Annotated in this window: 13 protein-coding genes; all 13 read right to left on the minus strand. The window is 48.4% G+C overall.

Annotated elements, in window-relative coordinates:
- Positions 1-180 precede the first annotated feature (180 nt).
- Positions 181-570 (minus strand): 30S ribosomal protein S9, encoded by a 390-nt coding sequence (rpsI, locus tag C8D98_RS10715; RefSeq protein ID WP_132874143.1) that lies wholly within the window; start codon positions 568-570, stop codon positions 181-183.
- Between the two features lie 11 nt (positions 571-581).
- Entirely contained in the window at positions 582-1,010 is a 429-nt protein-coding gene (rplM, locus tag C8D98_RS10720; RefSeq protein ID WP_132874144.1) for a 50S ribosomal protein L13, read from the minus strand.
- A gap of 72 nt (positions 1,011-1,082) precedes the next feature.
- The gene (gene rplS / locus C8D98_RS10725) at positions 1,083-1,442 is read right to left on the minus strand and encodes a 50S ribosomal protein L19 (RefSeq protein ID WP_132874145.1); all 360 of its coding nucleotides are present in this window, start codon (positions 1,440-1,442) and stop codon (positions 1,083-1,085) included.
- An 11-nt stretch (positions 1,443-1,453) separates the two neighbouring features.
- Positions 1,454-2,731: a tRNA (guanosine(37)-N1)-methyltransferase TrmD gene (trmD, locus tag C8D98_RS10730; protein ID WP_132874146.1), complete on the minus strand. Its 1,278-nt coding sequence runs from the start codon at positions 2,729-2,731 to the stop codon at positions 1,454-1,456.
- A complete protein-coding gene (gene rimM / locus C8D98_RS10735; protein WP_132874147.1) occupies positions 2,718-3,227 on the minus strand; it encodes a ribosome maturation factor RimM in 510 nt (169 codons plus the stop codon). The genes trmD and rimM overlap by 14 nt, the downstream gene beginning before the upstream one ends.
- Before the next feature lie 49 nt (positions 3,228-3,276).
- On the minus strand, positions 3,277-3,507 hold the full coding sequence (locus C8D98_RS10740; RefSeq protein WP_132874148.1) for a KH domain-containing protein: 231 nt from the start codon (positions 3,505-3,507) through the stop codon (positions 3,277-3,279).
- A gap of 23 nt (positions 3,508-3,530) precedes the next feature.
- Positions 3,531-3,794, minus strand: coding sequence for a 30S ribosomal protein S16 (gene rpsP, locus C8D98_RS10745; protein ID WP_132874149.1), 264 nt, complete (start codon positions 3,792-3,794; stop codon positions 3,531-3,533).
- 41 nt (positions 3,795-3,835) lie between these two features.
- Positions 3,836-5,188, minus strand: a complete 1,353-nt coding sequence (gene ffh / locus C8D98_RS10750) for a signal recognition particle protein (protein ID WP_132874150.1) — start codon at positions 5,186-5,188, stop codon at positions 3,836-3,838.
- Between the two features lie 89 nt (positions 5,189-5,277).
- Positions 5,278-6,555, minus strand: a complete 1,278-nt coding sequence (locus C8D98_RS10755; protein WP_132874151.1) for a YhjD/YihY/BrkB family envelope integrity protein — start codon at positions 6,553-6,555, stop codon at positions 5,278-5,280.
- Position 6,556: 1 nt separating this feature from the next.
- Positions 6,557-7,396: a M15 family metallopeptidase gene (locus C8D98_RS10760; RefSeq protein ID WP_132874152.1), complete on the minus strand. Its 840-nt coding sequence runs from the start codon at positions 7,394-7,396 to the stop codon at positions 6,557-6,559.
- Between the two features lie 279 nt (positions 7,397-7,675).
- Positions 7,676-9,115, minus strand: coding sequence for an OmpP1/FadL family transporter (locus tag C8D98_RS10765; protein WP_132874153.1), 1,440 nt, complete (start codon positions 9,113-9,115; stop codon positions 7,676-7,678).
- A 147-nt stretch (positions 9,116-9,262) separates the two neighbouring features.
- Entirely contained in the window at positions 9,263-10,072 is an 810-nt protein-coding gene (locus C8D98_RS10770) for a pyruvate, water dikinase regulatory protein (RefSeq protein WP_132874154.1), read from the minus strand.
- The gene (ligA, locus tag C8D98_RS10775; protein ID WP_132874155.1) at positions 10,065-12,023 is read right to left on the minus strand and encodes an NAD-dependent DNA ligase LigA; all 1,959 of its coding nucleotides are present in this window, start codon (positions 12,021-12,023) and stop codon (positions 10,065-10,067) included. Before ligA ends, C8D98_RS10770 begins: the two co-directional genes overlap by 8 nt.
- Positions 12,024-12,124 lie beyond the last annotated feature (101 nt).

Below are 12,124 nucleotides of genomic sequence, written 5' to 3' on the forward strand. Positions count from 1 at the left end.
AGTGACGTGTGCGTGTCTTTCTCTTTGATTTTTAGATACAAGCAGTACAAGGAAGGTTTTTTGAGAGGGCGGCGAGCGTACATACGGGTACGTGAGCTGTTCCGAAAAAAAGCTGACACCGTAATGCGCCGTATATAAAGATCAAAAAAAAAGGCCTGCTCGAAAGCAGGCCTTGTAACATTAACGTTTGGAGAACTGAGAAGACTTTCTCGCCTTCGGTTTACCGGGTTTCTTACGCTCGACTGCTCTGGAGTCTCTGGTAAGGAAACCTTCCTTTTTAAGTGCGGGACGGTTAGCTGCGTCGAATTCGCACAGTGCTCTTGCAAGACCGTGACGAACAGCACCAGCCTGTCCGCTTTTGCCGCCGCCTTTAACAGTGATGTAAAGGTCGAACTTGCCCTCTGCGGCTATTGTTGAGAGGGGCTGCAGGCTTATCATTGTGAGAGTGGGTCTCTCAAAATATGCTTCAGGCTCTTTGCCGTTGATAGTGACAAGACCTTTGCCGGGTTTGATGAAAACTCTGGCACAGGATGTTTTTCTTCTGCCAGTTCCGTATGTATAGTCAGCCATCAATAGTCTCCTTATATCTCAAAAACTTCGGGGTTCTGAGCAGCATGAGGATGCTCTGAGCCGGTGTAGATTTTCAGTTTGCTGATCATAGCTCTGCCCATTCTTGTTTTGGGGAGCATGTTTTTAACAGCCAGTCTGATTACATCTTCGGGTTTTTTCTCAAGCTGTTCTTTAAGAGTTCTCTCTTTAAGACCGCCGAGGTGGCCGGAGTGTCTGTAGTACATTTTGTCGTCCATCTTGGAACCTGTAACTACGAACTTGTCAGCGTTGATAACGATAACGAAGTCGCCGGTGTCGATGGAGGGAGTGTAGATCGGCTTCTTTTTGCCCATAAGGGTCATAGCGATCTCAGTAGCCATACGTCCGAGAACTTTGCCTTTGGCGTCCAGAACGTACCATTTTTTTTCTATTTCGTCGGGTTTTGCCCAATAGCTTTTCATTTGTAAACCTCGTCAAAAATGTGAGCTTTTTAATTTATTTAATCTGCGTGAACGTGTCAAGCGGATTTTAAATTAAAGCCCTTTCCTTCTTTCTTTAATTCTCGCAGCTTTACCGCGCAGGTCTCTCATGTAGAACAGCCTAGCCTGACGTACTTTACCGCTTCTGATAAGCTCTACCTTATCAATACGGGGTGAGCAGTAGGGGAAAGTTCTTTCCACGCCTATGTCGCCAACCATCTTTCTAACGGTGAAAGTTGAGTTGGTAGCGTTTCTGTGGATCTTCATAACAAGACCTTCATATGCCTGAATACGCTCTTTGTTTCCTTCAACAATGCGGAAGTAAACTCTGACTGTATCTCCGGAACGGAAAGCAGGCATTTCTTTTTCAGTTTTAAACATCGCCTCAACGGAAGCGATAAGTTTATTTTTCATGGATGAGCCTCCTAAAAACTATGTATCCTATCCATTATAATGGCCACGGCACTTCTGACCGAAAGGTGGTTGAACTGGCCAACGCCCTTTATGGGTTTAAGCACCCTGTCCGACATTTTAAAAACATCTTCGGTGAAGCCCCAGCCCGTCCCGAAAATTATCAGGCACGGTTTCTGTTCGGCGAGCCTCGCCGTCTCTTCGAAATCGATGTTCGCTCTGGAATCCCTTGCCGTGGTGGCTATCACCACAGGCCTTTCGCCCTCAAGCCTTTCGATCTCTGCTATAACATCAAGAAGTCCCTCTGCGAGCTGTGTACGCTCGAAGGCCTCCTTGCGGTTGACATTGTAAGTTGCGCCGTATCCGTGAAGCCAGTGGTTGATGACCCTCTCAGCGATCCCCCGCTGAGCCTGAAGCGGCGTAACAACGAAATACTTGCGTACGTCGTATGTTGTACAGCTTCTGGATATGTCGTGCAGATCCATGTTGGTAATGGATGTTGCGACATTGATCTTCTCTTTGTCCTTCATCGGATAGTGCAAAAGAGCGACGTATATTTTCTTCTTTAATGCGACGGTGTCAAGATATTTTTTATCTTCGGCACTTAAATTCGCATTTTTCAGTAAATCAGGTCTGTTTTTCGCAGTGATTTCTATGGATTGTTGCCTTCTCCATTTCTCGATCTCTGCGTGGTGTCCCGACAGAAGGATTTCGGGAACCTTCACACCTTCATATTCATAGGGTCTTGTGTAGTGGGGATATTCAAGCATTCCGGAGGTGTGAGAGTCCTCCAGAGGCGAGTTTTCGTCTCCCAGCACACCGGGAAGAAGCCTTGCTATGGAATCTATCATCACCATCGAGGCCAGTTCGCCTCCTGTCAGTACAAAATCGCCCAGTGAGAGCGACTCGTCCACACAAAGACCGACTACCCGTTCATCAACTCCTTCGTATCGGCCGCAGATGAATGTGAGGCTATCATATTCACGGAGCCTTTCGGCGTCCTTCTGGGTGAATTTCTTCCCCCTCGGGTCCATGAGTATGACGTGGGTATCGCCATCCTTTTGTTTCAGATCCCTGACAGCGGTGACTATAGGTTCGGGCTTCATCACAAGTCCCTGTCCGCCGCCGTACTGATAATCGTCCGTGAGTCTGTGTTTGTCTGTGGTGTAGCTTCTTATATCAACGGGGTTTACGGTAAAGAAGCCGGACTCCGCAGCCTTGGACAGAACACCCTGAGAGAAGGGAGCAGTGAACATGTCCGGAAATATCGTAAGGATATTAAACGTCTTCACTTATCAGACCCTCTCTGTTGATCACCAGTTTTTTCTCTTTCACGTTTATCTCTGTAACGTGATCCTTATTGTTGGAGATGAGCCATGTCTCCTTTTCGCCCTGAATGCGGAAAACCTCTGAGGCTCCCGCTTCCATGTAGTCGATAAGGGTTCCGACAAAATCTCCGTTCGTGTCTAACACCTGACACCCCTCAAGCTCATGCCAGTATATCTCGTCATCAAGCTGAGGCAGCATCTCTTCGGGGACAACAACGTCCATCCCCTTATATTTAAGGGCGGAATCAACATCCTCCAGCCCTTTGAAGCCTACGAGGAGCATGCCCTTGTAGTCCTTCATATACTCGATTTCCAGAGATGCCTTCACTTTGCCCTCTTTCGAAAGCATCATATACTGCATCTCTTCCAGAATTTCCGGACTCTCAGTGGTCACCTGCATCAGCAGGAGCCCGTCCAGTCCGTGTGTGTTAACAAGTTTTCCAATCTTTATAAACTTCATGAACCATGCCGCAGGGAATCGTTAAATCTCCTCTGCTCCTTTTCGAAAATCAATCCAGTATCTCAAGAATGACTTTCTTTCCGTTTTTAACGCCGGCCGCATTTATCACTGTTCTGATAGCTTTGGCTGTGCGTCCCTGCTTGCCGATCACCTTTCCGAGATCTGCAGAGTCGACCCTAAGTTCGAGGATTGCGGCCTTTTCGCCCTCAACCTCTTTCAGGCTCACTGCCTCGGGTTTGTCTACCAGAGACTTTACGATGAATTCAACAAGCTCTTTCATGGTTCACCTCATTCCCAGCCGGCTTACTTGGAAGCTGCGTACTGAGCTATAATGCCTTGTTTGGACAGAAGGTTCTTAACTGTGTCTGAGGGCTGTGCACCTTTGTTCAGCCAGTCGAGAGCCTTTTCAGCATCGATCTTCACTTCTGCCTCAGCGGGCATAGGGTTGTAGTAACCGAGAATTTCGATGAAGTTACCGTTGCGTCTTTCCTGTGCGTTGCAAACAACGATTCTGTAGAAGGGTCTTTTTTTACGTCCGAGTCTTACAAGTCTGATTCTGGTAGCCACTTAAATGTACCTCTCTTATTTGTACTGATATATTATATCTGTTATCTCATTTTGAGAAAATCTCTCATCATGGCAGGGTTCAGCTTATTGGAGCCGCCCAGTTTCTTTTTCATCTGCTTCATCATCTTGTTCATCTGATTCAGCTGATTTACCAGTCTATTAACATCGGCAACAGAAGTTCCGCTGCCTCTTGCTATCCTTTTTCTTCTGCCGGAGTTAAGAATTTTTGCGTTCTTACGCTCCTGACGTGTCATTGAGAAGATGATGGCCTCAATCTTTTTGAACTGTTTCTCGTCCATGTCGCCCATGGAGATGTTGTTCAGACCGGGTATCATTCGCATGATGCTCTCAAGGGAGCCCATCTTCTTTATCATTTTGAACTGTTTGAGCATATCGTCGAAGTCGAGGCCGTGTTTTGCCATCTTTTCGGCCATGTCTTCCGCATCGCCGTCTTCGATGGATTCCTGCGCACGCTCAACCAGAGTGACGATATCGCCCATTCCGAGAATTCTGGAAGCCATCCTGTCGGGATAAAAGGCTTCGAACTCGCCCATTTTTTCGCCCGTACCGATGAACTTAAGGGGTTTGCCTGTCACTTCTTTAATAGAGAGTGCGGCACCGCCTCTTGCATCGCCGTCCATTTTGGTAAGGATGATACCGGTTGCTTCAAGGCTTTCGTTGAAGGCCTTTGCAACGTTCACCGCATCCTGACCTGTCATTGCATCGGCAACGAACAGTATCTCGTCGGGGTTAACGGCTTCTTTCGTACGGACAATCTCCGCCATAAGCTCTTCATCGATATGAAGACGTCCGGCGGTATCTATAATAACCACATCTTTTGCGGTCTTTTTTGCATATTCAAGAGCATCCTTTGCGATCTTAACCGCATCTCTGGAGTCTCTGTCGGAGTAAACGTCGCATCCGAGCTGTTTACCCAGTGTTTCAAGCTGGTCTATGGCCGCAGGGCGATAGATGTCGCCTGCAACAAGCAGAACGTTTCTTTTCTGCTTCATCAGCAGTCCGGCAAGTTTACCGGATGATGTTGTTTTACCCGAACCCTGAAGACCCGCCATCATGATAACGGTGGGGGGCTGTGAGTTCAGCCTTATCTTGCCCTCGTCATAATCCTTTCCGCCGAGGATCTCAACAAGCTCGTCGTGCACTATCTTGATGAATACCTGATCGGGTGTGAGGCTTTTGAGAACCTCTTCGCCCATGGCCTTTGCCTGAACGCTGCCTATAAAGTTTTTGACGACCTTATAGTTTACGTCGGCCTCAAGAAGAGCCATGCGCACCATTTTAAGTGCTTCTGTTATATTGCTTTCATCAAGGCGTACCTGTTTTTTCAGTCTCTTAAATACGCCGTTGAGCTTGTCATTCAGAGTCGCAAACATTTTTAAACGCACCTCTAGGACGGTATAAGGGTGAACTAAAGTTTATAGGTTAAAGTGGTAGGTCTGTCAATAAATATTTCCAAAAAGACTCAATGCGGCTGCTCTTCGGTGCCCAGCCTGCTCAGAGCCTCGTCGGTTCTGCGCAGACGGCCGCAGAGAGCTGTTATTATCCGGCGGGAGAGCACCGGACTGTCCTTAAGTATCTCGTCAAATTCATAGGGCGAGAGAGCCAGCAGTTTTGTATCGGATTCGGCCTGAAGGGTTGCCGTTCTCTTCTCTCCGGTGATGTGCGCCATCTCTCCGAAGATCTCCCCTTCGCCGACACTGCCAACCTGCTTGCCGTCAATTATTATACGCATCCTGCCGTCCTGAACATAATATATGTCACAGCCTTCGTCGCCCTGTCTGAAAAGAACCTCGCCGCTTTTCAGCCTTTTGGCGAATCTGTCCAGAAGGCGGCCGTTCATCCGCATGAAAAGGGCAGAAGGCCTCTCCGCACTGAACAGCATGTTAAGAATGAGGATATCCGCACGGTAGCAGACGAAAACGAACTGGGCGCAGTATAGGTACAGCATGAAAACCACATATGCCCAGACCAGAACAACGATGATAGACCCCACGATGCCGTATGCCGTGCTGACGCTGAACATGTTGAACATGCCGAACGCCGCAAACTTGACTGCGGAATAAAGCAGAATGAAAAGCACGGCCCCTTTGGCGGCGCTCTTCGAATCGGGCTTCTTGACAGGGATGTATCTGAAACTCATAAACACCAGCATAAAGCTGAGCAGAGCCGAAATTACAACAGAAGCTATGGATATGGAGTGGATCACAAGGATCCCGGTCATATTAAAGAATGTAAGGTATTGTATGATAAGCCCTTTAACGGCACTGAAAACGGTGAGCATGAGCACGAGCGCAAAGACCACAGGGAGAATTATAAATGCTATTCCATTCTCCATAAAGAAGTTGCGCTTATTCTCAGAGGGGAATATGACGAAAAACGCCCGCTGGATTGACACCAGAATAAGGCGGCTGGACCACACAAGGTTCAGAAGACCGAATATCCCCAGTGCACTTCCCGCACTGCCTGAAATGCCCAGATCCTTGAACATCTGCGGGGAAATGTTCTCGTTGAAGGTTGAGAGCAGATAGAAAAGCTCCTCGGAAAAGTTGGGGTACTTAGCCAGAAAAGTATCAAATATATAAAACAGAAAGAGCACCAGCGGAATGAGTGACAGAAGCATGTAATACGCCGCCGCCGCCGCATGGTTTCTCAGTTCGTTGCTTATAAAATAGCTGTAGCTTATGGTGAGACGCTGAAAAAACTCAAGGACGTATCTTTCAGCCTGCCTGTAGAACCTCATTTCAGACCACTTTTACATGCCACGGTTCAAACCGCACGCCGTAGGGGTTCTTTTCGTCATATCGGATCCGCATGTATCCGCCTTCGATGAGGCTTGCATACTCTTTTGTGGTGGCGAACCTGTCGGTGAAGTTGTCCGCACCCCAGCCTCTGATGCCCACATCAAAATCGCCTATGCCATGAAACGAATAGCCCACGGGAGCGAGGGAGCGGGAGGCCATTGAAAGGTTGCCTCTGGTCTGAACAGCCTTGTTCAGAAAAAGATAGAGCTGTTTTACGGTTCCCCTGATGCCGGATGTCAGCGTGAGGCTTTTCATGTCCTTCATTATCTTGTCGTGTGTGGAAACCGCATCCTTATATATATAATGTCCGGTACGGGGTATTCTGACTATATCATTGCGCCTGATGTTGTCTGTTAGCGAGGTCATTACCTTTTCGCCGAAAAACCCGTAGTCGGCGGCATCTCTGGCAAAAATCTCCTCAATATAATCCAGTTCCTTCTGGTCGAACCTGCGGAGTGAGGAATACTGCTTCATAGCCCTGAGAAGGTCGTCGTAGTTTATCACGTTGAAGTTGACATAGCCCACGTGGTTCATCACCGAGCGTATCTTCGCCGATACGGAGCGGATGAGAACAAACTCTTCGGGTGTTGCCATGTAGTCGTCGGGGAAACTGCGGTCGAATTCCTTTATCTTGCGGAAGTAGTCCTTGTTGAAAAACAGGCTGTCCTTAACTTCGGGTTCGTTGTCGAATCTATGCAGAATCTCCCCGAAAGATTCGGGGGCGGCAAGCGAGATGGAGGCTATGCAGGATAATCTTAAAAAATCCCTTCTGGACAGCATATTGGTTTAAGTCTCCGTCGTTCATTTTGACGAATATAATAGCGGAATTACCGTTCAAAGAAAAGAGGAAATACCCGATTCACTGCGTTCGCAGAGACGCTGTGCATTTATATTCATTTGCTTTTCAGATGCGAGCAGTTCAAGGCGGAGGGCAAAAAATAGGCGCAGTGTACGTATGTGTACATGAGCATTATTTTTTGAACTCCAACGAAGAAATGCGAAGCATATGGAAAGCATATGAGCATCAAAAAAAGGGGCGGTTAAACCGCCCCTCGTAATTTAGAACTTATAAGAAACCGTAACTCCGAAACTCCAGATATGTCCGCCTGCCGTAGCTGCAACATCAGCGTCGTGCATGCCGGGTCTGGAATAGCTGTCGTCAAGGTTGTGGCTTGCGCCGGAAGCTACGCTTACCTCTTTGATGAGGATGTACTGAATAACCGTGTCAACATCAACTCTTTTGAAGTGAACACCAACACCGCCGGAGAAGACGTGTTTGTCAGAGTCGGGCCACAGAACGTCGAATGTATCTTCGGGAACAACTGTGGGGTCATAGTAGTAGCCTGCTCTCAGGTCAACCCTGTCGTTGAGTTTGTACTCAGCGCCAAGTCTGTACTGCCATGTGTCTTTCCAGTTTCTTTTGAAGTACTCTTCGTTTGCTCCGGGGATAAGAGTGGGAGCGATTTCAGACTGAAGGAGGTAGTCGTCAAGTTTTACAGTGTAGGAATCGATGCGGCTCCAGAAGGTGCGCACGAGGTCAGCTTCAACTTTAAGCTTGGGAGTGACCTGATACTGAACGCCGAGCTGGATAGTATCGGGAGTGTCCACAGCCGTTGTGGTGTCCAGATGCTCGTTTTTCCAGTACTGCATTTCGGGATTGACGTTAGCATCGCCGTCGTCAAACTTGATTTTGGAGTAGCTGCGGTATGTTAAACCGGCTGTCCATTTATCGTTGAACTTGTAGAGTGCGCCGAGGTTGTATGAAAGGTTGAAGTTATCTTCATATTCCATTTTGATGTGCGCACCGTCAAGCTCGGTGTAAGCCGCCGCAAGGGCAGCACCCACAGCGGGAGCCTGAGCAGAGGGAATGCCGTTAGCCTGTGCGACAGCCGCCATAACCTGTGCGTTTTTCATTTTTTCGGGCACGTATCTTTTTCTTTCGTTGCCCGCTTTCGCTTTACCGATGGAGATGCCTGCACCCAGTGAAAGTTTGTCGTTCACTTTGTAAGACAGAGAAGGAGTAAGAACCTCTCTCAGATACCATGAGTGGAAAGTGTTGTAGGCAGCGGGGTTTTCATTTTCGTTGGGGTTCCACTTCAGGTCGAGTCCGTAGGGAACGTAGAAAGCAACACCGAAGGTCAGTTTGTCGTTGAGGGGGTGCACATAGCCGAAGTGCGGAACAACGAGCAGATCTGACTCGTCTTTAATGCCGTCGACGTTTATGTCGCCGTCAGCAAGAGTGCCGGAGTTTTTCACGTTAAAGTTTTTAATTGTAAGGTGCGGATCGACAAGATGAGTACCGATGGAAAGTGTAGGCCTTTTGATGTTTACCATGGCCGCAGGGTTGTAGTAAACAGCATAGGGATCGTCTATCCCTGCTGTAACCGCTCCGCCCATCGCAGTTGCTTTTGAGCCGATACCGTAGGTATCAACGTGTCCTGCAAAAGCTGTCAGAGCTGATGTAAGAAGCAGTGCGGAACTTAATAAAAATTTCTTCATAAATCCTCCACATTAAGAATCCAAGAGAGATTATTATATCGCAAAGGATTTATCAACAAGAAAGTTTACAGATTAATTAAACAGAATAATCAATTAATATGCTAATAATTATTCATAATTCTGTTAAACATATGACAGAAATATGTATTAAAGCTCCATATCCCTGCCGTATACCGCATGAATAATTTCCCGTGCCGTCTCCTCGATGGATTTATTTGTTGTGTTAACCATGTTCCATCTGCGGTGTTTGCGCACCAGTTCATAACAGAACTCGACCTCTTCAAAAATCTTGCTGAGGCTGTTGTATGAGCTGGTGGTTTTATAGTGTCTCAGGCGGGCACTTCTTATCTTCTGCAGAACCTCAGGCTCCATCATAAGAATGACGACCTTGTTCTGGTCGATCTTGAAAATATCCTCAGAAATCGGCACTTCGGGCACAAGGGGAACGTTTATCACCTTGAAGCCCTGCTGAGCCAGATAGAAGGATGTGGGGGTTTTTGATGTTCTGGAAAGCCCCAGAATAACAAGGTCGGCCTCGTGTATGCCTTTCAGCGTCTTGCCGTCGTCGTGGGTCAGGGTGAACTCCATTGCCTCGATACGCTTGAAGTATTTCTCGTCCACCTTTCGCAGAACACCGGGCAGTTCCATCGGCTCCTTGTTCAGATGCTTTGACAGAGCATCCAGCGAAGGCCCCAGAATGTCCACATGGGACAGCCCGTTCTCCTCGCAGAATCTTTTGACAATATCCCTCTTCTCCCTGCCGACCATTGTGCAGGCCACCATGGAATTCTCTATCTTCGCATGCTCAAGGATCGAGAGCAGCTGGGTATCGTCCTGCACCATTGCATAGACGGAAAGTTTCATGTTGGGGTCTGAAAACTGGAGCAGAGCCGCTTTCATTATATTCACCGCACTCTGGCCGGTACCGTCGGATATGATATAGATTTTGTCAGACATTAAGCATCTCCATCAGTTGTTCTTCGCTGATAACCGCAACACCCAGTTTCTGCGCCTTTTCCAGTTTGGAACCGGCACTCTCGCCCGCAAGAAGATAATTCAGGTTCTTTGAGACCGACGACAAAAGTTTGCCGCCGTTGTCCTTTATAAGCTGATGGAAGTGCTCTCTGGGCCTGCTGAGTGTTCCCGTAACAAGGAAGGTCTTCCCGCCAAGGGCATCCGAAGCGTTCTGAGCCTTTTCAAACTCAAACCTAAGCCCGGCCGCTTTCAGCCTTTCCACCAATTCTATCACTCTTTTATCCTGAAATGCCGAAGAAATGGCCTTCGCCGTCTCTTCGCCCACATCGTTCACCGAAACAAGCTCTTCAACCGTTGCCGACATCAGCCTGTCGATATTGCCGAAATGCTCTGCCAGCAACTGCGCAGTGCGCTCGCCGACGTGTTTCAGCCCTATTCCGAAAAGAACTTTGTCAAATGCTTTCTTTTTGGATTCCTCTATGGCCGCCTGAATATTCGTAACGGATTTCTCGCCGAAACCGTCCAGTTCTTTCAGGAAGTTCAGGTCTTTCTCGTAGATGTCCGCTGCGTCTCTGATGTGCCCGCCGTCAACCAGCAGTTCCACCAGCGCCTCGCCGAAGCCCTGAATGTCCATGGCCTTTCTCGATGCGAAATGCAGGATGGACAGCTTTACCCTTGCGGGGCAGTCTATGTTCGGGCATCTGGCCGAAACGTCCTCTTCGTCTTTAACAAGTTCAGTAGCACAAACGGAACAGACTGAAGGATAGGAAATCTCCCTTTCATCTCCTGTGCGAAGGTCTTTAACAGCCATAACAACCTTGGGGATAACATCCCCTCCCTTGCGGATGATCACCCTGTCGCCTATGAGAAGCCCCAGCCTTGATACTTCGTCGTAGTTATGAAGGGTGGCATTGGAAATTGTTGATCCTGCAAGAAAAACAGGTTCAAGCTTTGCCACGGGAGTGATGGTTCCCGTGCGTCCCACCTGAAAATCCACATCCAGAAGCGTAGTTGTCGCCTCCTGTGACGGATATTTGTAGGCAATTGCCCACTTGGGGGCTTTTATGGTTACGCCCAGAATATCCTGAGCCTCTTTTGAATCGACTTTTATAACTGCGCCGTCTATATCGTATTCCAGTGAGTTCCTTACACTGCCTATATGCTCAACCAAAGCCCAAACTTCCGAGAAATCTGCACACTGCTTTATGAGCGGGTTCACCGGAAAACCCAGTTTCCGCAGAAACTCAAGGTCGTCGTGATGAAACCTGCTTCCGCCGAAGTCCACTCCGTAAACGAATATATCAAGCCCTCTGGCCGCAGTTATCCTGCTGTCGAGCTGTCTGAGTGTGCCCGCCGCACAGTTGCGGGGGTTGGCAAACAGTTTCAGCCCCTTCTCCGCCTGCTGACGGTTCAGCCTCTCAAACGCCTTAACGGGCATGTAGACCTCACCCCTTACGGTGAGTTTCTCTTTATAGTCAATGCTTAACGGCAGAGACAATATCGTTCTGGCATTATGGGTGACGTCCTCTCCAGTGACTCCGTCGCCGCGGGTGGCCGCACGGACAAGCACTCCGTTCTCATAGGTCAGAACCACCGCCAGACCGTCGATCTTAGGCTCCACGACAAATTTCAGCTCCCGCTCCGCCTCTTTCAGGCAGGTGTTTATGAAGTGCTGAAGCTCTTCCTCGTTATAAGCGTTTGACAGTGAAAGCATCTTAACCTCATGGGTCACGCTTTCAAGGTCGCTGACGGGTCTGTCACCCACCCTTTGTGTGGGTGAGTCGGGTGAGATTACGGACGGGTCTTCTGTCTCCATCCGCACAAGCTCATTATAGAGCCTGTCGTATTCCGCATCGGAAACAAGCGGATCGTCCTCTGTATAGTATTTTCTGCTGTAAAGATTAAGAAGGTTTACCAGTTCTTTGTATTGCATATTGTCCTTTGATAACTGCTTTATGTTATGAGATTGCCGCACCTGCTTCGCAGATTCGCAATGACAAAAAGTCAGGCGTCACTGCGAGGGCTATCAGCCCG

The sequence above is a fragment of the Seleniivibrio woodruffii genome (assembly GCF_004339245.1).
GTDB classification, from domain to species: Bacteria; Chrysiogenota; Deferribacteres; order Deferribacterales; family Geovibrionaceae; genus Seleniivibrio; species Seleniivibrio woodruffii.

Coding starts and splice junctions, on each gene's coding strand:
- rimM (WP_132874147.1), bottom strand. CDS start 3,227: ATGAAGTTTATAAAGATTGGAAAACTTGTTAACACACACGGACTGGAC.
- ffh (WP_132874150.1), bottom strand. CDS start 5,188: ATGTTTGCGACTCTGAATGACAAGCTCAACGGCGTATTTAAGAGACTG.
- rpsI (WP_132874143.1), bottom strand. CDS start 570: ATGGCTGACTATACATACGGAACTGGCAGAAGAAAAACATCCTGTGCC.
- C8D98_RS10770 (WP_132874154.1), bottom strand. CDS start 10,072: ATGTCTGACAAAATCTATATCATATCCGACGGTACCGGCCAGAGTGCG.
- C8D98_RS10755 (WP_132874151.1), bottom strand. CDS start 6,555: ATGAGGTTCTACAGGCAGGCTGAAAGATACGTCCTTGAGTTTTTTCAG.
- C8D98_RS10740 (WP_132874148.1), bottom strand. CDS start 3,507: ATGAAAGAGCTTGTTGAATTCATCGTAAAGTCTCTGGTAGACAAACCC.
- rplM (WP_132874144.1), bottom strand. CDS start 1,010: ATGAAAAGCTATTGGGCAAAACCCGACGAAATAGAAAAAAAATGGTAC.
- C8D98_RS10760 (WP_132874152.1), bottom strand. CDS start 7,396: ATGCTGTCCAGAAGGGATTTTTTAAGATTATCCTGCATAGCCTCCATC.
- ligA (WP_132874155.1), bottom strand. CDS start 12,023: ATGCAATACAAAGAACTGGTAAACCTTCTTAATCTTTACAGCAGAAAA.
- rplS (WP_132874145.1), bottom strand. CDS start 1,442: ATGAAAAATAAACTTATCGCTTCCGTTGAGGCGATGTTTAAAACTGAA.
- C8D98_RS10765 (WP_132874153.1), bottom strand. CDS start 9,115: ATGAAGAAATTTTTATTAAGTTCCGCACTGCTTCTTACATCAGCTCTG.